General features: G+C 71.8%; 21 protein-coding genes. 4 read left to right on the forward strand and 17 right to left on the reverse strand.

Annotated features, from left to right (window positions below; translation table 11 throughout):
* Position 1: 1 nt before the first annotated feature.
* From ACZ66Z_RS00560 to ACZ66Z_RS00590, 7 genes are all read right to left on the reverse strand, one after another.
* Positions 2-1,180: a PP2C family protein-serine/threonine phosphatase gene (locus tag ACZ66Z_RS00560; protein ID WP_469931752.1), complete on the reverse strand. Its 1,179-nt coding sequence runs from the start codon at positions 1,178-1,180 to the stop codon at positions 2-4.
* Positions 1,167-3,014 carry a PP2C family protein-serine/threonine phosphatase gene (locus ACZ66Z_RS00565; protein WP_469931753.1) on the reverse strand — a complete coding sequence of 616 codons (1,848 nt, stop codon included), beginning with the start codon at positions 3,012-3,014 and terminating at the stop codon, positions 1,167-1,169. The genes ACZ66Z_RS00560 and ACZ66Z_RS00565 overlap by 14 nt, the downstream gene beginning before the upstream one ends.
* Entirely contained in the window at positions 3,011-4,075 is a 1,065-nt protein-coding gene (locus tag ACZ66Z_RS00570) for a SpoIIE family protein phosphatase (RefSeq protein WP_469931754.1), read from the reverse strand. The genes ACZ66Z_RS00565 and ACZ66Z_RS00570 overlap by 4 nt, the downstream gene beginning before the upstream one ends.
* Positions 4,072-4,515 (reverse strand): anti-sigma regulatory factor, encoded by a 444-nt coding sequence (locus ACZ66Z_RS00575; protein ID WP_469932237.1) that lies wholly within the window; start codon positions 4,513-4,515, stop codon positions 4,072-4,074. Before ACZ66Z_RS00575 ends, ACZ66Z_RS00570 begins: the two co-directional genes overlap by 4 nt.
* Entirely contained in the window at positions 4,515-4,934 is a 420-nt protein-coding gene (locus ACZ66Z_RS00580) for an STAS domain-containing protein (RefSeq protein ID WP_469931755.1), read from the reverse strand. The genes ACZ66Z_RS00575 and ACZ66Z_RS00580 overlap by 1 nt, the downstream gene beginning before the upstream one ends.
* Positions 4,931-5,827 carry an STAS domain-containing protein gene (locus ACZ66Z_RS00585; protein ID WP_469932238.1) on the reverse strand — a complete coding sequence of 299 codons (897 nt, stop codon included), beginning with the start codon at positions 5,825-5,827 and terminating at the stop codon, positions 4,931-4,933. The genes ACZ66Z_RS00580 and ACZ66Z_RS00585 overlap by 4 nt, the downstream gene beginning before the upstream one ends.
* Positions 5,828-5,950: 123 nt before the next feature.
* Positions 5,951-7,123 (reverse strand): PP2C family protein-serine/threonine phosphatase, encoded by a 1,173-nt coding sequence (locus tag ACZ66Z_RS00590; RefSeq protein ID WP_469931756.1) that lies wholly within the window; start codon positions 7,121-7,123, stop codon positions 5,951-5,953.
* A gap of 143 nt (positions 7,124-7,266) precedes the next feature.
* Here ACZ66Z_RS00590 and ACZ66Z_RS00595 point away from each other — a divergent pair, with 143 nt between their 5' ends.
* Positions 7,267-7,749 (forward strand): MarR family transcriptional regulator, encoded by a 483-nt coding sequence (locus tag ACZ66Z_RS00595; protein ID WP_469931757.1) that lies wholly within the window; start codon positions 7,267-7,269, stop codon positions 7,747-7,749.
* A gap of 407 nt (positions 7,750-8,156) precedes the next feature.
* Here the strand turns inward: ACZ66Z_RS00595 and ACZ66Z_RS00600 are convergent, their stop codons facing one another.
* From ACZ66Z_RS00600 to ACZ66Z_RS00610, 3 genes are all read right to left on the reverse strand, one after another.
* Complete coding sequence (locus ACZ66Z_RS00600) at positions 8,157-10,679, reverse strand: DUF7617 domain-containing protein (protein ID WP_469931758.1); 2,523 nt, start codon at positions 10,677-10,679, stop codon at positions 8,157-8,159.
* A gap of 786 nt (positions 10,680-11,465) precedes the next feature.
* On the reverse strand, positions 11,466-11,858 hold the full coding sequence (locus ACZ66Z_RS00605) for a hypothetical protein (protein WP_469931759.1): 393 nt from the start codon (positions 11,856-11,858) through the stop codon (positions 11,466-11,468).
* 72 nt (positions 11,859-11,930) lie between these two features.
* Positions 11,931-13,055, reverse strand: coding sequence for a PP2C family protein-serine/threonine phosphatase (locus ACZ66Z_RS00610; protein WP_469931760.1), 1,125 nt, complete (start codon positions 13,053-13,055; stop codon positions 11,931-11,933).
* 148 nt (positions 13,056-13,203) lie between these two features.
* Here ACZ66Z_RS00610 and ppk2 point away from each other — a divergent pair, with 148 nt between their 5' ends.
* The gene (gene ppk2 / locus ACZ66Z_RS00615; protein ID WP_469931761.1) at positions 13,204-14,187 is read left to right on the forward strand and encodes a polyphosphate kinase 2; all 984 of its coding nucleotides are present in this window, start codon (positions 13,204-13,206) and stop codon (positions 14,185-14,187) included.
* Between the two features lie 150 nt (positions 14,188-14,337).
* Here the strand turns inward: ppk2 and ACZ66Z_RS00620 are convergent, their stop codons facing one another.
* The 4 genes from ACZ66Z_RS00620 to ACZ66Z_RS00635 all read right to left on the reverse strand — a co-directional run bounded on the left by ACZ66Z_RS00620 (position 14,338) and on the right by ACZ66Z_RS00635 (position 17,886).
* Positions 14,338-15,156, reverse strand: coding sequence for a pyridoxamine 5'-phosphate oxidase family protein (locus ACZ66Z_RS00620; protein ID WP_469931762.1), 819 nt, complete (start codon positions 15,154-15,156; stop codon positions 14,338-14,340).
* Positions 15,153-16,403, reverse strand: coding sequence for a globin domain-containing protein (locus ACZ66Z_RS00625; protein WP_469931763.1), 1,251 nt, complete (start codon positions 16,401-16,403; stop codon positions 15,153-15,155). Before ACZ66Z_RS00625 ends, ACZ66Z_RS00620 begins: the two co-directional genes overlap by 4 nt.
* A 564-nt stretch (positions 16,404-16,967) precedes the next feature.
* On the reverse strand, positions 16,968-17,240 hold the full coding sequence (locus ACZ66Z_RS00630; RefSeq protein ID WP_469931764.1) for a GlsB/YeaQ/YmgE family stress response membrane protein: 273 nt from the start codon (positions 17,238-17,240) through the stop codon (positions 16,968-16,970).
* A gap of 130 nt (positions 17,241-17,370) precedes the next feature.
* Entirely contained in the window at positions 17,371-17,886 is a 516-nt protein-coding gene (locus ACZ66Z_RS00635) for a VanZ family protein (RefSeq protein ID WP_469931765.1), read from the reverse strand.
* 346 nt (positions 17,887-18,232) lie between these two features.
* Here ACZ66Z_RS00635 and ACZ66Z_RS00640 point away from each other — a divergent pair, with 346 nt between their 5' ends.
* Entirely contained in the window at positions 18,233-18,913 is a 681-nt protein-coding gene (locus ACZ66Z_RS00640; RefSeq protein ID WP_469931766.1) for a DUF4230 domain-containing protein, read from the forward strand.
* A gap of 476 nt (positions 18,914-19,389) precedes the next feature.
* On the opposite strand, the gene ACZ66Z_RS00645 is transcribed toward ACZ66Z_RS00640, so the two are convergent.
* Entirely contained in the window at positions 19,390-19,983 is a 594-nt protein-coding gene (locus tag ACZ66Z_RS00645; protein ID WP_469931767.1) for a DUF6328 family protein, read from the reverse strand.
* Between the two features lie 453 nt (positions 19,984-20,436).
* Between ACZ66Z_RS00645 and ACZ66Z_RS00650 the strand changes: the two genes are divergently transcribed.
* Positions 20,437-20,721 (forward strand): cupin domain-containing protein, encoded by a 285-nt coding sequence (locus ACZ66Z_RS00650; protein WP_469931768.1) that lies wholly within the window; start codon positions 20,437-20,439, stop codon positions 20,719-20,721.
* Between the two features lie 160 nt (positions 20,722-20,881).
* Here ACZ66Z_RS00650 and ACZ66Z_RS00655 read toward each other — a convergent pair whose 3' ends face one another.
* The gene (locus ACZ66Z_RS00655) at positions 20,882-21,334 is read right to left on the reverse strand and encodes an SRPBCC family protein (protein ID WP_469931769.1); all 453 of its coding nucleotides are present in this window, start codon (positions 21,332-21,334) and stop codon (positions 20,882-20,884) included.
* 134 nt (positions 21,335-21,468) lie between these two features.
* Positions 21,469-21,843 carry a PRC-barrel domain containing protein gene (locus ACZ66Z_RS00660; RefSeq protein WP_469931770.1) on the reverse strand — a complete coding sequence of 125 codons (375 nt, stop codon included), beginning with the start codon at positions 21,841-21,843 and terminating at the stop codon, positions 21,469-21,471.
* Positions 21,844-21,869: the final 26 nt, after the last annotated feature.

Genomic DNA, 21,869 nt, shown 5'->3' on the forward strand with positions numbered 1-21,869 from the left:
GTCAGCGGGGGCGTCCCTTCCAGTCCAGGCAGACCACGGCGGCGTCGGATGCCAGTTCGTCGCTGCCGAAGTGCTCCACCAACCCGGAGACGACCGCGCGGGCGGTCTCCTGGGGAGACACGGGGCGGGTGGCACCCAGGATCTGACGCAGGACGTGCTCGCCGAAGAGGTCGCCGGTGGCGGAGCGGGTGCCGTGGACGCCGGTGCTGACCACGATGAGGCGGTCACCCGGCTCGATCTCGAACGTTTGTTCCCTGTAGGGCGTTTCCTCGAACATGCCGAGGGGGAACTGCGCTTCCAGGTCGATGCGCGTGGTGCCGCCGTCGCGCTGGTGGAAGAGCTGGGGGGATCCGGCGTCGACGGCGTGCACGGCGCCGGTGGCCAGGTCGAACTGCAGCAGGAGCGTGGAAGCGTAGACCTTGCCGCCGTACTGGGCGTAGACCGCCTGATCGGCGAGCGACGCCTGGTCCGCCAGGCTTATTCCGGCGCGGCGCGCGTTGCGCAACGCTCCGACGGTGAGGCCGGTCAGCAGGGAGGCTTCGATGCCCTGGCCCATGCCGTCGGTGACGGTGAGGAGGAGATGGTCCGCGCTGGTCGACCAGTCGAAGTTGTCGCCGCCGATGGCGTAGGCGGGCTCGAGGTGTGCTCCGATCGTGTACTCCTCCCGGGCACAGCCGCGGCCGGGAAGAAGCTGCCACTGCATCTCCGCGGCCAGAGTGAGTCGCCGGGTGCGGCGGGCCTGCTGATAGAGGTCGGTGTCACGATCCGCGGTGAGGAGCTCGTGACCGAGGGCCGTGGCGAAGGAGCCGAGCTTGAGCACGGTGTCCGGGTCGGCTCCGCCCACGGGCAGACGCACGGTGAGGACGCCCAGGCGGTCACCGCGCACCGTGATGGGAAGGTGCGCAAGGTGGCCGGTCCCGTCCTGGAGGACCTCGACGACCGGGCTCTGCTGGACGAAGGCGCTGCCGGCCGGACCGTCGCGAGCCGGGATCGGTGCCGCGGTGAGTGGGAGCTGGGAGACCGGTTGCAGGACGGACAGGCCGTAGTCGGCGAGAAGGATGGTCACCTGCCGGGCCCCCGCCTGTTCGGTGAGGATGCGGGTGGCGGTGGCGAGCAGGGCGTGCGGCGCGGCAGCGCGCAGCTGGGCTTCGGCGGACGGAAGCAGGTCAAAGTTTTTCACTCCACACACCCTCTCGCCTTACCGCTTCCACGCTACCTCGCGAGAAGGGCTCCGCCCCAGATCGTCGCCAGGGCGGAATCCGTTCGCCCCCGCGCCGGCTGGCGGCGGAGGCCGGCTTGTGGCACACGAGCAGGCACACGTCGTCGTCGCGTTCGGAGTCGTGCAGGAGCCGGTTGAGCAGAGTGTCGGCCGCGGCGTCCAGATCGTGGTCCAGTTCCGAGAGGTCGAGGGCGGCCACGACGTGGCCGAGACGTTCGATGCCCGGATCGATGCCGCGCGCGCGGCGTTCGACGAGGCCGTCGGTGTACATGACGAGGGACGATCCCGCGGGCAGGACGGCGGTGTGTTCCCCGTACGTGAAGGGCACCGGGAGTCCCAGCATGACGCCCGGCTTGGCGGCCAGGACGTGTACGGTCCCGTCGACGGCCCGGACCACGGCGGGGGGATGGCCGGCGGACGCCCAGACGACCTCCGGCTCGCCGGGCTGGAAGCGGGCGATCATGGCGGTGGCGTAGAGGTCGGGCTGCAGGTGCCGCAGCATGCGGTGCAGCTTGGTGAGGATCTCGCCCGGTCTGCTGTTCTCGACCGCGTAGGCGCGCAGAGCGGTGCGCAACTGGCCCATGACCACGGCGGCGTGCATTCCGTGGCCGGTGACGTCTCCTATGACGGTGAGCAGGCTGCCGTCGGGCAGGTGAAAGGCGTCGTACCAGTCCCCGCCGATGTTCATGCCCTGGGCGGCCGGAAGGTAGCGAGCGGCCAGGAGCAGGCCGGGCGGGGTGGGAAGCTCGGTGAGCTGGGCGCGCTGGAGGGTCTCGGCGGTGTCGCGGTACTGCTCGTAACGGCGGGCGTTGTCCAGGGCGACGGCGACGCGGCGGGCCAGTTCGACCAGCATCACGCAGGTGTCGGCGTCGAAGCGGGGGCCCGGGGCGGTCAGGCTGAGCACGCCCAGCACGCGTCGTGCGACGAGTGGAATGGCGAGGAGGGGCCGCTGTGGGGACAGCACGGAGGGCGGCAGGTCGTCGGTGCCCGGCAAGCCGCCGGGGTGAGGGGCGGCATGGTGGGGGCGGCCCGTGCGGGCCGCGGCCACCGCAGCGGCCGAGTGCCCGCGCTTCTGGCGGGCCTGCTCGGTGTCGGGCTCTTCGTCACCCTCGTCGAAGAGCCAGATGTCCAGGTGTTCCGCGTAGTTCGGCACCAGCAGTTCGCCGAGTCGCCGCAGGACGGCCGTGGGGCTGAGGGACTCGGTGACGGCGGCGCTGGCGTCGCCGAGAAAGGTCAGCAGGCGCCGGGCCCGCTCCGCTTCGGCACGTGCGGTCTGCTCCGCTTCGAGCAGCTCGCGCTGCGCCCGTGCGGCGGCCTCGAGGTCGGCGTGCAGGGCCACCACGCCCTGGTTGGTGTTGTGCAGCTCTTCCCGGTGCAGCCGGAGCAGGTCTTCCTGTTCGTCGAGCCGGCCCAGCACGGACGTGGTGGTCTCGTCGGCACGCAGGAGTGCCTCGGCCAGTGACGGGCGGGCAGGGAGGCGGCACTCTGCCGAAGGTGCGGGCAGGGTGCACGTGAGGGTGGGCGTGTCCTTCGGTACGGGCGCGGGGGCGCCGATCGGTCGTAGCCGGATGTCGAGCCGGCCGTCCTCGTCGGTGGTCCTCCGGACGGTGAGCAGAAGTTCCCAGTCGCCCCCCTGGTCCAGGCAGGCGCGCAGGCGAGCCGTGAGCGAGGTGAGGAAGCGGGCCCGTTCGAGCGGTGGTGTTCCGCCGTCTGCCGTGAGCAGGTCGAGTGCGGCACGTACCTGGGCGGCGTCGGCGGTCGTCGCCGTCTTCCAGGTGTGCGTCGTCGAGGTCATGGTCTGCCATCCGATGGGGCGGGGGCCAGGACGGCCACGCTGGTGTCGTCGCGCAGGGGGCGTGCGGCGCTGCCGGCGTCCCGGAGGATCACGGCGGCCACGACGGCCGGGTCACGGGTGAGGAGCTCGGGGTCGTCCGGCGGTACCCAGCGGCTGGGAAGGCCGTCACTGTGCAGGACGAGGAGGCTGTCCGGGTTCCAGGGCACCTCGCGCACGGGGACGGTGGCGGGGAAGTGCGCGCCCACGATCCCCGGGTGGGAGATGAGGTGCTCCCAGCGACCGGCGGCGCGCAGTCTGGTGCCGATGTTGCCGACCCCGGCGAACGACAGCCGGTCTGCGTCCCGGTCGAGCTGCGCCACGCCGACGGCGGCGCCCCGCGTGGTACGCAGCACGGCGTGCAGATGGCGCAGGATCTCGGCCGGCGGCCGCTCCGCCACGTGGCGCAGTGCTTCGACTGCCGCTGTGGACGCCTCGGCCGCCTCGGCCCCGTGTCCGAGACCGTCTGCCAGCATCAGGGTGACCCGGGAGCCGGAGCGCACGGTGGAGTGGGCGTCTCCCGAGTGTTCGGCGTGGGCGAGGGAGGTGTTGATGCCCCCGGTGCGAACGTCCGGGCGCGCGGGGGACGCGGCTGCGCGCCGCGGGTCTCGCGGCCGGATGCGGGCTACGGCGACGGTGCCGCGACCGAGCCTGCTGTGCAGGTCGAAGTCGGTGGAGAGGCGAAGGCAGGTGCCGAGACCGGCGCCGAGGGAGGACGGTGCCGTCGTGCAGCCGTCTTTCAGCGAGGCGCCGGTGTCGCCCATCCCGGGCCCGTGATCGAGGGAGGTGATCTGCACGCAGGGCTCGGCGCCGGGGGCGGGAGCGGGCGAGCCGGAAAGATTGATCATGATGCGGCCGCCGCCGGCGTGCTTGACGAGGTTGGTCGCCAGTTCGGTGGCCACCAGGGCGGCGACCGCGGTGGAATGGGGGTCCAGTCCTTCGCGGGCCGAGGCCGCTTCGGCGGCCACGCGGACGTCCCGGACCCGGGTGCTGTCCTGGACGGGGATGTCCCAGACCCTGCTCATGACGCACCTGCGCGAGGCGTGGGCACGCCGGAGACCCAGTCGGCGATGGTGACGGTGGTGCCGTGCCCGGGGCGGCTGTCGAGGGCGAACTCCGCGACCAGGCGCTTCGCGCCGCTCAGACCCATGCCCAGACCGTTTCCCGTGGTGTAACCGTCCGTCATGGCCCGTTCGACGTCCCGGATCCCGGGTCCTGCGTCGACGAACGACAGCCGCAGCCCGCGGTTGCCCTCGCCGCCCAGCGGCGTCATGTCCATGTGGCCACCGCCTCCGTGGACAAGGGTGTTGCGCGCCAGTTCGCTGACCGCGGTCACCAGCTTCGTCTGCTGGACCAGCCCGAAACCGAGGGCGGCCGCAGCCTGGCGCACTTCCTGGCGCACCCAGGCGAGATCGGCGTCGGAACCGATGGGCAGGCACGTGGCCGAGACGGGCGGGGCATGCATCATGCACCCTCTTCCGGGTGGGTCGGCCGGGCCACATGTGACCCGCGGCCCAGCAGGAACAGTGCCCTTTCGACGTCCAGGGCAGTGATCAGGCCGGGCAGGGTGAGGCCCAGTTCGACCAGGGTGATGGCCACGTACGGGCGCATGCCGGCCAGCACCGTCCGGGTGGCCAGCAAGCGGGCGCTCGCGGCGATCTCCGCGAGGACGCGGCCGAGGAAGGAGTCGACGATCTCCACTCCGGAGATGTCGATCACCACGCCGCCCACCGGCCCCGGGCCGGTCGCGATGCGGTGGGCGATCTCCTGCTGCAGTCGCTCGGCCGCGCTGTCGTACAGGTCTCCCTGCAGGGTGACGAGCAGGACGTCTCCCAGGACCAGCACCGGCACGGGCCCCGGCCGGGTGAGGGGGCGTCCTGTCACCGTGAGCTCGCTCCCGTGCCCGGTCGCGGCGAGACGACGATCCCCTGCCGGTCCAGTGCGTACGCCAGGGCGTCGGCCAGGCCGGCCCGCGTGGTGATCGCTCCGAGGTCGATGCCGAGCTGCACGATGGTCTGCGCGATGGCGGGCCGGATCCCGGAGAGGATGCACTCCGCGCCCATCAGGCGGGCTGCGGCGACCGTCTTCATCAGGTGTTGCGCCACCAGCGAGTCGACCGTCGGCACACCGGTGATGTCGAGGATGGCGTAGTGAGCACGCTGGTCCACGATCGCCTCCAGCAGGTTCTCCATCACGACCTGGCTGCGGGCGCTGTCCAGCGTGCCGATCAACGGTACGGCGACGACGCCGTCCCACAGCCTGATGACCGGGGTCGCCACCTCCAGCAGCTGCTGACGCTGCCGGGCGATCAGTTCGTCGCCGGCGCTGAGGGTGGTCTCCATGACCACCAGGCGGAGCGTGCCGATGAGGATGGTCAGCGCGAGCTGACCGGCCTGCGCGTGTTCGTCGGCCGGTTCCTCGGCCTCTGCTCGCATGAGCGCGCTGACCGGCTCGCGCAGGCCCGCGACCTCGCCGGCGATCTCGGACGGGCTGAACCCGGCCCTGGCCCGGGAAGCGGACATCCGGCCGAGCTGCTCTCTGACGGCGACGAACCCGGGAGCCTGGACGTCCTCCAGCAGCCCGCTCCGGGCCACGTCGGCCAAGGCGTCCACGACGGCCTTGCACGCCTCCACCGCCTCGTCACGCGAAACGGTGAAGACCGTGCGGAACAGAGCGGCCTCCGCCCAGCGTTGGGCGATCTGCTCACGTCGGCGCTCCAGGAAGCCTCCCAGCTCCTTCGCCGCTTCGAGGCCCGTGTCGCGCTCCGCCACCTGCATCGTCTCCCTGCTGTGACCCGGCGGGCCAATCGTTCGGTGAGCCATCAAGCAATTGTTGTCGCATGACAACAGTAGCGCGGGCGGGTGGGCAGAACAACACGCGACCCCGGCACGCCGCGGCGCTCAGGCGGCGGCGGGTCGTCCCCGCCAGTCCAGGCACACGATCAGGGCGTCGTCGTCCGGCGCGGGCCTGCCCCGGTGCCCGGTCAACTCCCGCAGGATCGCGCGCGGCACCTCGGCGGCGGGCAGCAACCGCGTGGACTGGATGGCCCGGGCGAGGGCCACTTCCCCGTACGCCTCACCCCGGGGCGAGGCCACCGCGTGCACCCCGTCGCTGACGAAGACGAGCCGGTCACCCGGTTCGACCTGGAAGTCCTGGGTCACGTAATCCGTCTCCTCGAACATGCCGAGCGGCAGCTGGGCCTCGAAGTCGACGCGTTCCACCACGCCGTCACGCAGCCGCAGCAGCTGAGGGGAGCCCGCGTCCACGACACTCGCCCGCCCCGTCGCCAGATCGAAGTCGAACATCAGGACCGACAGGTAACAACGGCCCCGGTAATGGGCGTACATGGCTTGATCGGCCAACGCCGCCTGGTCGGCGATGGAGATGCCCGCGCGTCGCGCGTTCCGCAGGGCGTTGATGGCCAGGTTGGTCAGCAGGGCCGCCTCTATCCCCTCCCCCATGCCGTTGGTGACGTAGAGCATCAGGTGATCGGCGGTGGCCGACCAGTCGAAGTTGTCGCCGAAGATCGCGTAGGCCGGCTCCAGCTGAGCTCCGAGGTCGCACTCGGGACGCGAGCAGGAACGGCCGGGCAGCAACTGCCACTGCATCTCCGCGGCCAGTGTGAGCCGATCCCTGCGTCTCGCCTGGAGGTAGAGGTCGGTGTCGCGCTCGGCCACCACCACCTCGTGGCCCAGCACGTCCGCGATGCCCGCGAGCTCGGTCTCCCATTTCCGCGCGGCCTCGCCGTCGGGGAAGGCCACCGACAGCACCCCGAGCCGGTCGCCCCGCACGCTGACCGGCAGGTGCAGACGCGTACGGCCGCTGCCGGCGGTCTCCCGATACGGCTTCTGGGAGCCGAAAGCGCGGCCGGCCGGACTGTTGTGCACCGACACCGGCTCCAGCGTGTGCGGCAGCACCGACACCGGCTGGAGCACCGTCAGGCCGTAGTCGGCCATGAACAGCTCGACGTCCTCCGCGCCGTACTGCTCGACCAGCACGGCACGGACGGCATCGAGCAACTCGTGGGGAGCCGCTGTCCGCAGAGCGCGTTCAGCGGCCACAAATCTGTCCATAAGGGATGACCCCCATCCTTCTCCGCGGGGTCCCGCACCTCGATCACGAGGCCGGACCCCAAACGGGACACAACGATCCACGGACATCTGTAGCCCGCGGGATCCCCTAGTACGCTGACAGGCACCCCAGTGCCTGCGAGAGTGTGACCGTGACTGCCTTCCGCCGCCCCGAGCCCCACGAGGTCGCGCGCGTGACCACGACGGCAGCAGAGCTCCTGGAAGTCGTGTGGGGCCGCGCCTCGACCGCACCCACCTCCGCGTCCCAGTTGCGCGCCCTGTACATCCTCGAGCACCACGAGGGCATCAACCTGCGCACCCTCGCCGAGGGCCTCGCCTCCACATCGCCGTCCGCCAGCCGCCTGTGCGATCGACTGCATGCCGCGGGTTTCGTCGAACGCGTCATGAGCACGGAGGACAGGCGCGAGGTGCGCCTGCACCTGAGCAGTCGCGGCCGCACCTTCCTCGCCGACCTGCGCGCCCGGCGGGAGGTGGAGCTGCAGAAGGTGCTGGAGGAGATGCCCGCCGCCAAGCGCGTCGCGCTACTGGAGGGACTGGAGGCGTTCTGTTCCACCGCGGCGGCCCAGATACACGGCGACCCCCTGGACGTCGACAGCTGGACGGCCTGAACGACGCCTCGCGGCGCCCGTGCCACCGTCGCCCTTCGGCGAAGGCGACCAGCACACGGAGCGATCTCCGCCCACCGGAGCATTCCTGGTCCTTCCCCGTACGTCCGACCTGGTTACTTTGTTGCCTCCTGGTCATAGTTGTCAAACGACAACCATCTTCTCGGCACCTCTCACCTCGGCTCCTACCCCCGTTCGCCCGACGTGAGCCGACCGGGCGCCGCAACCCTGGACCCCGTGTCGCTTCAGCGGTCCTCAGCCCGTGACCCGTCCGCCCGGACGGCCCAGCCCTCCGGCGTCGTCCGGCAGGGGGCGACCTCGCACGATCCGGCAGGCGGAGCAGACGTGCGGCGTGCCCCTGCAGGGGCACGCCGCACGCGGTGGGGCCGGGGCCGAAGGGCCGCTCGGGGTCAGGACTCCTTCGCGAGGATGCAGAGCAGGGAGCAGGCGACGGCCGAGGACGGTGCGCTGGTGGTGGGCGGGGTGCCGGGGGGCGCGTTGAGCCCGGAGAAGGTGGCCGACGCCGTGTTCTTGAGCGGCAGGGCCAACAGGAAGGAACTGCAGTGGACCTGCCGGCTGGCGCCGACCGCGAGGTCGAAGGTTCCCGCCGCCGTCCGGCATCCGGGGGTGGTGGGATCATTGACCGTCACGCCGGTCGCGACGACGGGACCGGTGTTCGTGACGGTGATCCGCCAGTACGCGGTGCCGAGCAGTTGCAGCAGGCCCACGGGGCTCTTCTTGGCCCAGGGCCCCGCGCCGCCCGGTCCGCACGCGTGGGGGCTCGAGACGGTGCAGATCTCCTTGTCGACCGTCACCTCGGGCTTGCACTGCGCTCCGGGTGCGACGGGGAGGTCGACGGTGTTGGAGGTCAGGGAGCCGGACCCGTCGGTCGCGGTCGCGGTGTCGGAGACCCGGGTGACCGCGCAGTCCGCCGCGACGACCGTACGCACGCAGACCTGGGGCGCGTCGCCCTGATAACTCGCCACCAGCACGGGATGGTTGGTGGCGGTGAAGTCAGCGGCGCTGTTCAGGACGAGCTGGACGGTGACGGTGACGGCCGGATGGTCGGCGCTGGAGATGCCGCTGAGGTCGACGGTGCCGGCCGGGGTGAGGGCAGGCGCGGCGAGGACGGTTCCGTCGGGGTCGGTGACCGCGACGGTCGACGCGGCGAGGTCGACATGAGTGAGGTCGATGGCTTCCAGCCGCGCCTCCGTGTACCCCTGTACGTGACCGGACGACCCGTCGCAGTAGAAGTCGGACGGCTTCAGCGTGACGGCCGCACCACTGTGCACGCAGGGAGTGGCTCCCGTACCGGGGTCGAGGGAGAAGAGGATGCCCGCGTCGCCGAGGGCGACGAGGCAGCGGGTGGTGGCGTCGTAGGTGTACCCGTAGTCACGGGTCGCGCCGCCGCCCACGCCCGGGTGGGTGGCGGTGGCCGGGAATCCGGTGCACGGCTGCCCCGCGGTCCAGCTGTAGCACAGGGTCGCGCCGGGGACGGGCCCGCCCCAGACGGGGAAGTAGCTGCGGGTGTCGGTGGCGGTGGTGACGACCTCGGGGTTGAAGACGAGGACGCCGTTGCCCACCGTGCCGAGCCCGGTGGCCGGTGCGGCGAGCGACGTGCCGTCGATGCCGTAGCACGTGGTCAGCGGCGACCCGGCGTTGCTGGTCGCGGTGCACACGCCGTTGGCCGCGCCGGAGGCCGCGTAGGAGGTGAACGCGTTGTACGTGTAGTGGGCGGCGCTGGGACCGGCCGGGTGCGCGGTGTCCCAGCCGGCGCAGACCATGGCCGTGGCCGGGTCGAAGCAGCCCAGGGCGGGCGCGGCGGCGAGGCTGGACCCGCTGGTCTGGGGCGATGAGGAGACGAACACCTTGCCGCCTGCGGTGGTCATGCCGCCGAGGTAGAGCGAGCCGGTCGCACCGGGCAGGTCGTGATTGGGCCGCACCACGGGGGCGTAGGGCTGTCCGGCGCAGGGCGTGCGGTCGGCGATCTCCAGGCAGAGCACCTGGCCGGTGCTGGCGACGCCGTACAGGTTGCCGCCCTCGGCAACGAGACCGGCCATGCCGTTGGCGCTGGACGGGGTGCCGCCGGTGGCCCGCAGGGCGAAGAAGCCGCAGTTGGCGCGGGCGCCGAGGTCCAGGCAGCCGACGCCGAGCGCGGCTGCGGTCACGGCCGGGTAGTACAGCACGCCGGGCCGGCCGGGGTCGAGCACGTACTGGGGTGTCAGGGTGCTGCTGATGTTGCCGGTGTTGCCGGAGCCGAGGGGGCCCGGGGCGGTGTTGAGGGGGCGGGGCCACGGGCCGCCCGCACAGGGTTGTCCGGTCGACAGGTTGCTGCACACGGCCTGCGGCGCCGCGGGACCGGTGTGGTGGTACATGTTCCACGCCTCGACGTCACCGCTGTCGGTGCGGTGCAGCACCGGGGTGAAGCCGTCGCCGCCGGTGGACTGGGCGGTGGGCCGCACCGGCGGCAGGAGGTTGTTGGCCTGCGCGGTTCCGCCGGGACGGGCCGCGGGGTGGCTCGCCCGCACGGCTCGGGTCGCGGTGCCCGGGTCGCCGTCGGTGAAGGTCGTCCCGTCGGTGGACCAGCCGGGAGTCCAGCCCGGCGGCACCTTCAGGGAGCCGGGGACGTACGTCTGGGCGGTGCCTGCGCCGTCGATGGGGTCGGTGATGACGGCGGGTGCCGGGGCTCCGGGAGCGGCGTTGGCGTAACCCACCGTCCAGTTGACGGTGGAGCCGTGGTCCAGCGGGATCCGGCCGGGATCGGTCACGTTCTGGGCGGTCTTCACCAGGGCCGACGCGGCGGTCCCCGCGGGGGCCGGTTCCGGGGCGGCGGCCGACGTGGCGGTGAAGCCTCCCGCGGCGGTCAGGGCGAGGGCGGTCAGCACGGCGGCCGCTGCGGTGCGCAGCGGCCGACGGGATCGGTATGCGGGCACGGGACGGGACATATGTTTCCCATTCTGTGTCGTGGAGCGCGCACCAACGGTCGTGCTGACAGGCGCACGCAGACGCACAACGTAAAGGCGTGACTTCACCCTGTCACTGGTTTTGGTGAAGCAAGCCACGATGTGACAGGAAATGGGCACCACTGCCCGAATCCACACCACCGCTGCTTGTTCGGCTTCCCGAACCTGCAGGATCGGATGCCGATTCTGTCCGGTGGCCGGGGCGGGTTCACGGTCCCCGCGTTCCGCGGCAGCGCCGAGGGGAAGGAGCCCGCCCACCGCACGGAGGCCCCGACCCGGCCTTCACGACCTGGCCGCCGATGACCTGGACGTCGTGACGCCGTCCGTCCCCGCCTCTTCCCCCTGTCTCGCCCGGCATCGCGAAGGCGCCCGGTTCTGATGGAGGGCCGCCGCCGAACACGCCGTAACCGGCTACGGCCTGCACCTGGAACGCCTCCTCGATCCGCTCGGGCGTGGTAGCCGGTCACAACACTTCGCACAATTCGGGCGCATGCCGACTCAGCCACGCCTCGACACGGCTCCACGCGGCCTCGCCCCGGGCACGCCCACTCGTCGTCGCCTCCACTGTCGGTCTCGTTGAGCGATCTCTTTCCTGCCGGGGCCTCGTGCTCGCACCGTTGTCTCGGCCTCGGGGACGCACGGGTCGACCGGCCGGGCCGCCGCCGTGGAGGCGGTGGGAGCGGCCACCGGCGGCTTGCGCGGGAGGCCGACGAGGGACGGGCCGGCGGCGAGCACGAGCGACCCCCGGCTGCCCGGTCACGTGCGGTGGGCGCTTCGGCGGTGTCGGTGGCGTGCTCTCCACCGGGCGAGGAGCTCGGCGGGCGTGCGGGCCGGCGGTGTCCGTTCCGCCGGCCACCGCTCCTGCGGGGTGAGGGCGACACGGGGCATGAGGTAGCGGTCGCCGCCGGTCTCCAGCACGCACAGGGGGGCGTCGCCCACGTCGTCGGGGTGGCCGATCCTGACGACCACGCGCTGGGGCGGAAGGGCGGGGATCTCCCCCTCCAGGACGGTGTCGTGGTGGTGCGTGGTACGGGCCACGGCGATGGTCTTCCCGTTGACCCAGACTTCCGCGCGCCGACGCCGCGGGTCGTCCAGGACGGTGATCGACTGTCCGTCCTGATCCAGGTGGTAACGGTGGTGGCCCGCCATGTCAGCCTCCTCGGACGCTCCTGTCACCAGCGTAGGGCGCCGGCGGCGAACCGGCTCGAAAGGCCACCGGCCCTACGGCTCCGGCGCGGTCCTCCGCACCACGACGAGCGCCGCGTCATCGCCGAGGTGGCCGCCGGCGTACGCCTGGAGGTCGGCCCGCAGCCGGTCGAGCAGGATCACCGGGTCGTCACCCGCCCAGGCGGCGAGCCGCTCCGTCAGGGGATAGAAGGCGCGCGAGCGGTCGCGGGCCTCCGTCACCCCGTCCGTGTGGAGGAGCAGCGCGTCTTCGACGCCGAAGGGGAACGTCTCGACCGTCACGTCCGTCGCGAGGACGTCCGAGAGCCCGAGCGGCGGACTCGTGCGGGTCGTGTCGAGGGGGATCACCCGCCCCCGGCTGAGGAGCAGCGGCGGGGGGTGCCCGCAGTTCACGAGCCGTACCACCGGCTCGTGATCGGGGATGTCGAGCACCAGCGCGGTGACGAAGGCCTCCTCGGCGCCGTCGGGGCGTGCCTCCGTCGCCCCGTGGGTCCGCTCGGTCGAGCCGACTCCCGCCTCCAGCTGCCCGACCAGTTCCGGCAGCCCTCGTTCGCGGCGGGCCGTGACCCGGAAGGCGCCCAGGACGAGGGAGGCCTCGCTGATCGCGTCGAGCCCCTTGCCGCGGGCGTCTCCGATCAGCAGCCGGGTCCCGGACTCCGTCCGTGCCGCCGCGTACAGGTCGCCGCCCATCTGCGCCTCCTCCTCGGCCGCCAGGTAGACCGAGGCGATGCGCAGGGGCCCCGCCCGCTCCGGGAGCGGCGGCAGGACGACGCTCTGGGCGGCGTGGGCGATCGACCGCAGGCGTGCCACCCGGTTCTCGTCCCGTTCGCGCAGGCGGGCGAAGAAGGTCGCCATGACCGAGATCAGGACGAGGGCGACGATCTGGTACGTGTGGTTGAGGTCCGTGACGGTCGTCCGCGCGACGGCCACCACCGCCTGCGCGAGGATCGCGACCGCCCCCACGAACGCCGTCGTCCGAGGTCCCGCGAAGGACGCGGTCACCGCGGGTGCGGCGATCAGGAACGGCCCCAGGTGCACGTCGGGAGGGACCAGGACGTCCACCACCGTGACCGCCGCGATCAGCGCGAACGGCACGGCGAGCAGCAACCGCCCGCCACGCCGTGAAGGACGGGGAACGAGGTCCCGCCTGAGGGAGAGCACGTAAAAGGCATACCCCAGACGCCGCGGCATGTCCTCTTGTCCCCCTCCGTCCCCTTTTCGCCTCCTCTTCGTCGGTCGGCGCGGCACGAGGGGGCGTCGACAGCGGCCGTACGGCGATAGAGGCGGCTCGCGGGGGTAGGCGCCCCGCGTGAACGAACAGGAATCGCCACGGTCGGAAGCCGAGGAACTACTGTCCGGACTCAGCGTGGACGATCGCAGGCCGGAACAACCCGTGCTGCTGGACTCCTCCGGCGCTCCGATCCGTACGTGGCAGGAGAACTATCCGTACGAGCGCAAGATCCGTCGGGCGGAGTACGAGCGGAGCAAGCGGATCCTGCAGATCGAGCTGCTGAAGCTGCAGCGCTGGGTGAAGGAGACCGGTGCGCGGCTGGTGGTGATCTGCGAAGGGCGGGACGCGGCGGGCAAGGGCGGCACGATCCAGCGGTTCACCGAGCGGCTCAACCCCCGCGGGGCCCGGATCGTGGCCCTGGACAAGCCGACCGAGCGGGAGGCGGGGCAGTGGTACTTCCAGCGGTACATCGCCCACCTGCCGGCCGCCGGTGAGATCGTCTTCTTCGACCGCTCCTGGTACAACCGCGCCGGTGTCGAGAAGGTGATGGGGTTCTGCACCCCCGAGCAGTACGAGCTGTTCCTGCGGCAGTGTCCCGCCTTCGAGGCCATGCTCGTGGAGGACGGGGTCCTGCTGGTCAAGTTCTGGTTCTCGGTCTCCCGTGCCGAACAGCGCACCCGCTTCGCGATCCGCCAGGTCGATCCCGTACGGCAGTGGAAGCTGTCTCCCACCGACCTCGCCTCACTGGACCTGTGGGACGCCTACACCACCGCGAAGGTCGAGATGTTCCGCGCGACCGACACCGACCACGCGCCGTGGACGGTGGTCAAGAGCAACGACAAGCGTCGCGGGCGCCTCGAAGCCATGCGCAGCCTGCTGTGGCGCATCGACTACGACCGCAAGGACGAGACGGCCGTCGGCCGCCCCGACAGCCTCATCGTCGGTGCCGCCGACACGCTCCTGGAGTCCGGCGAGGAACCCACCGACCTCTCCCCCACCCCTCTGGCCGGCCCGCCCCTCGGCCCCGGTCTGCATCCCCGTCCCCGGCGTCCCGCCTCGTAGAAGGGCGTTCCGTTCCGGGATCCAGGAGGTCGACGCCGAGGGCGTCCTCGAGACGGCGGTCGAAGGAGCCGTGTTCCGCCTCGCCCCCGACGCGGCCGGGGTCGGGGCGTTCGGCCCGGCCGCGAGGGCCGTCGCCTTCGCCCGAGCGGCTCAGTGCGGGGCGGTGTCGCGGCTGAACCAGCCGTTGAACTCCCGTATGCCCGCCGCGGAATCGGCCTTCGCCAGCACCGTCTCGGCCGCCGCGCGCCAGGTCGCGGGGTCGGTGCGGGGCGGCGGCACGAACGGGCCGCGCTCCGGGGCGTCGGCGGCCGCGCCGAAGAAGTCGCCGCCCTTGCGCTTGACGTCGTCCGTGCCCCAGGACCGGCCGCTGCCGCGGGCGGGGGCCTTCTGGAGGTGGGGAATGTGCTTGGCGCAGTGGATGTACGCCTCGTCGACGGCGATCTCGATCCACACCAGGGCCCGCCGACCGGGCACCGGATCGACGGCGAGTCCGGCGTCGGGGTGGGCGCGGCGCATCTCGTCGTCGGCGACGACCCTGGCCCGGCCGTTGACGTGGAGGCCGATGCGGTCGCGGAGGAAGTCCACCATCAGGATGCCGACGTGCGGGTTCTCCTCGATGTTGCCGAGGCTGGCGTGGACGCCGTTGCCCCGGTACTCGGGGTAGGCGAGCGTCGTGTCGTCGAGGACGTGGAGGAAGCCGGGCGGGCCGGCGCGGAAGGTGCTGTCGCAGGCGCCGTGGCGGTCGGCGGTGGCCAGGAAGAACATCTCCTGCCGGGCCGTGAACTCGCGCATCCGGGGGTTCAGCCGGTCGAGCACCTGTTCGGCGTAGAACCGGTCGGCGCGTTCGGCCGTGCCCAGGCGCCACTGGACGAGGTGTTCGCCGTGGCTGCCCGGGCGGGTGGTGCGCAGGGGCGCCGTCCGCCGCTCGGTCTGCTCGGAGGTGCTCTGGTCCTGCTGGAAAGTGCTCACGTCGTTGCCCCGGCCAGTTCCTCTAGGGAGTCGTGTCGTATGCGGTGGGTGGGGATGCCGACGCCCACCAGGGCCTCGACACCTCGGCGGATCATTCCGGGCGGGCCGGACAGATAGGCGTCGTGGGAGTACCACGGGCCGTGCTCGCGGATGGCTCCGGGCAGTCCGCCGGAGGGCAGGCCGCCGGGGCCGTCGTCCAGGACGGACCGGATCGAGAGCCAGGGGTACGACTGCCGGAGCCGGAGCATCGTCTCGATGTCGTACAGGCCGTCGTTCTCGCGGGCGCCGTAGAAGACGTCGACGGTGCGGCGCCGACCGTGCCGGGCGACGTCCTCCACGAGGGCCTTGATGGGTGCGATGCCGGTGCCGCCGCCGAGGCACAGCAGCCCGTTGTCGCTGTTGTGGTCCACGGTCATGGAGCCGGCGGGGGGACCGAGCCGGATGACGTCGCCGGGACGGGCGCGGTGCACGAGGGCGCTGGAGACCCAGCCCGCCGGGACGGCCTTGACGTGGAAGGAGAGCAGCCCGTCGGAGCGGGGCGCGGAGGCGAAGGAGTAGTGCCGCCAGACGCGCGGCCACCACGGGGTCTCCAGGGCGGTGTACTGCCCGGCGAGGAAGGGGTACGGCTGGTCGGGCCGGACCGTGACGACCGCGATGTCCGGGGTCCGCATCTCGTGGGCGACCACCTCCGCCTGCCACCAGGCGGGCGAACGGAGTTCGTCCTCGGTCGCCGCGTCGATCATGATCTGCGAGATCGTGGTGTAGGCGGCCACCCAGGCGGCCTCGGTCCTCGGCCCCCAGACGGCGGCGGCGTGACGGGCGAGGGCGCCGATCAGGGCCTCGCCGACGGCCGGGTAGTGCTCGGGTCGGGTGCCGTACTTCCGGTGGCCGCGGCCGAGGTGGGTGAGGTACGCGGTCAGGGTGGCGGGGTCGTCCGCGTGGGTCGCGGCGGTGAGCAGTGCCTTGAAGAGGCGGTCCCGCTGGGTGTTCATCGCCGCGGGGAAGAGTTCCCGCAGGTCGGGGTGGTGGAGGAAGAGCAGGGCGTAGAAGTACGAGGTGACCTGGTCGGCGATCGGCTCTATCTCGGCCATGGTGCGGCGCAGGAGGGCCGCGTCCGACTCGTCCGCCGGGCCGGTCTCGGCCGGGGCCGTCGGTCTGGCCGGGCCCGTCGGTCTGGTCTGGCCGGCCGGTCCGGCCGGTCCGGCCGGGTCCGTCGAGCGGGCCGGTCCGTGAGGGCCCCGGGCCACGTGAGGGCCCCGGGCCACGTGGGGGCCGTGAGGCGCGGGGGGCGCCTGAGGCGCGGAAGACGGGGAGGGCGCGTGAGATGCGGGGGGTGCCTGGGGCGCCTGGGGCGCGGAAGACGCTTCGGACGGCTGAGCCGGCCTTCGTGTGAACCAACCCCCGCCTTCGCCTGCTCCGCCGGCCGCCGGAGTGGTCGGAGTTCCCATCGGTGCGCCTCGCCTCGAATCGCTTCGCCTTCACACCCACCCGTATGAGGGCGGCCTGACCATACAACGATCTTCTGAATGAGCGGGATATCCGCGATAGGTCGCTCCGTAAACGTGTTAGCCCAGTTCAGAGACGGGTTACCGGTGAGTTCGAAGGGTGCGCATACGTGTTCGGTGATCGGTGGAAGGTGAATCCCCGACGGAAAAGACACGTGACCACCAGAACTCCTCCACATCCTCCGGGACGCCCTCGCCGACCGGCGGAACGGGGCCGACCGCGTCACACCGCCGCACAGCGCAGAAGGCTCCCCTGCCCGCGAGCGGGAAGAGGGGCCTTCTGCGGTGTGCCGGTCCGGGCCGGGGTCAGGCGTGACGGTGCCGACTGCCCGTGACGAGGCGGTAGAGGGCGAGGAGGATCACCGAACCGATGATGGCCGCGATCCAGGTGGAGAGGTCGAAGAATCCGTCGATGGCGTCGACGCCGAGGATCACCTTGCCGAGCCAACCGCCGAGCAGACCGCCCGCGACGCCGATGAGCATGGTGATGATGATGCCGCCCGGGTCCCTGCCCGGCATGAGAGCCTTCGCGATCGCGCCGGCCAGCAGGCCTATGAGGATCCACGCGATAATGCCCATGATGAGCCCTCCAGTTCGTCGCCTAAGAAGTTTGTAAGCTCCGCATGTACCGATTTCGCGCCGTCAAACACCCCTCTTTCGAACAGCTGCGCCGAGGCCTCCCCGATCCGGTGGCCGACCGGTGGCGGCGTCAGGCGGACGGGGCGCCCAGGCGCCGCTTCCACCAGCGAGGGCGGGTACGAGGGCGGACGGCACGCCCCAGCCAGCGGCCGACGAGCACGTAACCGAGGAGCGCTCCCGCCGTGTTGAGGAGGACGTCGTCGATGTCGAAGGCGCGTCCCGTGATGAGCGCGCCCTGCACCAGTTCCACGAGCAGCATGGTGACCGCGGTGACGAACGTGACCCGAAGGAATCCGCGCGTCTTGCGGGACAGCAGAGGCAGCAGGATTCCGAAGGGGACGCCGAGGAGGACGTTTCCTCCGAGTTGCTTGGTGGTCTCCATGAACCCCGGCTGATCGAGGTAGTTCCCGATCGACCGTCCCGGTGTCAGATTGCTGTGGGTGAGGGGTACGGAGGCCGGCGAGGCCTCCAGGGTGAGTTTGGCCAGGACCACGGCGAACGCCACCATGCCCGCGAGGGCCGTCAGGGTGACCAGCGCCCGCACGAACCGCCCCGGACCCCGGCGGACCGGGGGCGCCGCCCTCACCGCTCTCGTTGTCGGCGCCGCCTCTCCCTGTCCCGTTGCGGCCGGCTCGGCGCCGCCCCCTCCTCTCCCGCCCGGCCCGGCCCCGGCCGGCTTCGTCTCGACGGGCGTCACCGTCTCGCCTCCCGGCGCTCCGGCCCGCTTCCTCCACGCTCTCCAGCCGATCATGCGCCTCTTCCTCCTCCGGACGACCGCCTGCGGACGGACCCCGCGTACCCGTGACGAGGTGGCCGCATGCCGCGCGGTCACCGGGGACCGAATGTCCGACACACCCCCCTCAGGAGCACCAACTCGCCACACTTCGGACGGGGTTGAGCATGGGAGGCGTCGACGTGGGCACCAGGCGACCATGGGAGAAGACACCGAGAACAGACCCTCGCCGCCCCGCCGGACACGGAGGCCCGCCGGAAGGAGGTGGCGCCTCGTCATCGTCGCCCTGCTCGGGCTCGCCGTCGCCCTCATGCTGATCGGCCAGTTCCTCAGGCTCCCCGGTCTGGACGTCTTCGGGACGCAGGTGAAGGACCGCTCCGGTCCCGCCGTCCTGAAGTCCGTCCAGGACCTGAGCCGGTACGAGGGCGCGTCGGGGACCTACCAGGTGGTGGTCGACCTGGAGCACGACGCGCGGTTCCTGCCGGACTCGATCCGCGGCACCCGCACCCTCTACGTGGCGAGCGGCAGCGTCGGGGCCTACGTCGAACTGGGCCGCCTCGGGGACGGTGCCGTGACCGTCGACGCGGACCGGACCGAGGCCACCCTGCACCTGCCGCACGCCAAGCTGGCCGCTCCCGCGCTCGACCCCGAGCGCTCGTACACCGTGTCCAAGCAGCGTGGCCTGCTCGACCGGTTGGGCGACCTCTTCTCGGACAACCCCGGGAGCGAGCAGGCCGTCAACGTCCTCGCCGTCCGGCGGATCGGCGACGCCGCCCGCGAGTCCGGCCTGACGTCCCGGGCGGAGCGGAACACGACCGAGATGCTTCAGAAACTCCTGCGCGGCCTCGGCTTCGAGCGAGTGACGGTCACTTACTCATGAGCGGGGTCGGCGCGGGACGCGCCCTGACGATGCGCGTCCGGGAGCAGCCGGGGCGTTCCCCGGTCAGGGCGCGGACGGGCTCTCCGGCGGACCCCGGGCGGACGATCCGCCGCCCCCGTCGACCTCCCCGTGTCCCGGCCCTTCGGATCCACGGCGGAGGAACGCGTTTCGGTGCCGTGTTCGCGGTCAGTCGGATCCTCGAACGTGGCTCTGGACCCGGAAGGAATCCGTCGTGCCGGTCGTGCTGATCCTGGTGTTCGGTGTCGGGGTGGTGATGGCGTGGTGGAGCATCACGCCCGTCCGCGGCGGTGTGCGGAGGGGGTCCCGGTGACGACCGGCGGTCGGCTTCGGGACCTGTCCGCGAGGGGCCGGCTTCCGCTCGTGTGCACGGGAAGCCGGCCTCCGCTGCTGTGCGCGAGGGGCCGGCTTCCGCTCGTCCGGGCGGGAGGCCGGCCTCGGCTCGTGCGGGCGTGGCGTCAGTTTCCGCTCGTGTGATGCGCGCGGACCCACAGGGGCAGGGCGAACCAGCAGACCAGGTACCAGACGAGGACGCCGGAGACCAGCCAGGGCACGTACGGGTCGTGCGTCGCCACCCTCAGGATGAGGAACAGCGCGGCCGTCAGCGTCGCGAGAAGGAGCAGTATGCCGGTGAAGGTGAGCCGGGAGGCCCAGACGACGGCCTGGGGCTTGACCCGCCGTCCGGACACGATCCGGTGGACGGAGACGGGGCCGATCAGCGCACCCGTCGCCAGCGAGCCGAGGAGGACGGTGACGAGGTAGATCTTCTTGTCGGTCTGCTCCAGCTCGTGGAAGAGCGGGGTGAACACCACCGTGAGGAGGAAGCCGAGGAGGATCTGGACGCCGGTCTGGGCCACCCGTATCTCCTGGAGGAGTTCCTGCCAGCGCCGGTCCGCGCGCTCCTCCTCCGTCTCGCCCCGTCCGTCCCCACCGGGACCCGGCTCTCCGGCGCTCCCTCCGCGCCGCACCCCGCCCTGCTCGTCCTGCTCGATGTGATCGGCTCGCCCGGCCTGCTCGTCCTGCAACGTGGCGCCGGCGTTTCGTTCGTCCATGAAGATCCTCCTCAGGAGTGTGGGGCGGGAGCGCTCCCCGGACACCGCCGCTCCCCGTCACGAGCGGCCGGCGGGGTGTCCTGACGTCCTGCCGTGGAGGGCGGCGTGCGCGCGGCCGGTGCACGGGCGCCGCACGACCCACGGCAAGGGGGGAAACCGTGGGTCGTGCGGCGTGAGCGTGTCCAGTTGCTCAGCACCCGTGTGCCCCGGTGGCGGGAACCCATGCCACCCCTTTCGCCGGCCGCCCGCAGAAGACGCCCCGGTGCATGCGGGCTGCGGCTGCGTCCGACGGTCGGTGGGGCGGCCGGTCCGGGGCGGTCGGCGAGGCGGCCGGTCCGGGGCCGGGGCGGGTCCTTCCCCGTGCCGGAGGAGGCGGGCGGCTAGCCTGCCGCTCGGGGTGCTGCCCGGCCTGCCGCGGCGCGCCCGGAACCGACGACGGCGAAAAGAGCGACCATGACCACCACGGCCCGCGCGAGCACGCAGCACGAGGACGACCGGACCCGCGTCACCCGCTGGGACTTCGAACCCGGCCAGTCCACCGGCCGCCACGTCCACGCGTACGACTACGTCGTCGTCCCCGTCACCGACGGGCGGACCCATGTGATCACCCCCGACGGGACGGTCTCCGTCTCGGAGCTCAGGGCGGGTGAGTCCTACGCACGCCCGGCCGGGGGCGCACACGAAGTCGTCAACGCCGGTACCGCCCCGCTGGCCTTCGTCGAGATCGAGCTGAAGTAGCCCGGTCGGGGGCGGGGGTCGTCACGGCCGACCGGGGTCGGCCGTGACCGCGTACGACGGCGTGGGCCGGACGAAAAATCGTCCGGCCCACGCCGTCATGTGCCGCTGGGCTGCCGCTGGGCGCTCCCGAGCCCGCGGATCCGCGCCCTGCGTCGGATCCTCAGACCGATCCGCGCCAGGCGCCCGTCTCCTGGCCGCCCCGCTCCTCGATGAACGACTTGAACCGCTTGAGGTCGCCGGTCACCTTGCGCTTGACGAACCCGAGCTTGTCGCCGACCTGCTCCGTCAGCCCCTCGGGGGCGAAGTCCATCTGGAGCATGACCTTCGTCCGGGACTCGTCGAGACGGTGGAACGTGACGACGCCGGCCTGTCGCGCCTCGCCCTCGACGGTCGTCCAGGCGACGCGTTCGTCCGGGATCTGCTCGGTGACGACGGCGTCGAACTCACGACGCACGCCGCCGATCTCCGTGATCCAGTGGGTGAGCGTGTCCGTGCGCTGCTCGATCCGCTCCACGCCGTCCATGAAGCGGGGGAACGTCTCGAACTGGGTCCACTGGTCGTACGCGGCGCGGATCGGAACCTCGACCTCGACGGACTCTTCCACCTTCGACATGTCAACACCCTTCTCGTAGCGGAGGCTTCCCTCCCCGTCGGGGACGGTCTGCCATGATTCGCGTAACCCGTACCGGAGAGCTCACACCTCTTCGGCAGGGACGCGGGTCCGGGGCGCCCCGGACCGCGGTCGTGTCAGAGGGCGCCCGTGCCGCCCGAGAAGGGGCCGCCGGTGCGGTAGTACTGGCCGATCTCCTCGCGGTACTGCCGGTCGGCGAGGTGCTTGTCGGAGACGAACTCGGGTGCGTCCTTCACCTGTTGCTTGGACAGGGCGAGGTGGACCGTGTTCTCCTCCAGGTCGACGCGGGTCACCGTGCTCGCGGGGATCAGCACCTCCTTGCCGAAGATCCAGACGCCCGTGTCCACGACCAGGTAGGCGTCGTCCACCTCGTCGGAGTGCTTGTCCACCTTGCCGATGTGCCCGTCGGACGCCTCGACCCGCCAACCGGTGAGGTCGGTGCCCGCCAGGTGGCCGGACTCCGCGTTGTAGGACCAGAGACGATCGGTCATCGCTGTCACTCCTCTGTCGCTGTGCG

The sequence above is a fragment of the Streptomyces sp. NPDC107498 genome (genome assembly GCF_055582805.1).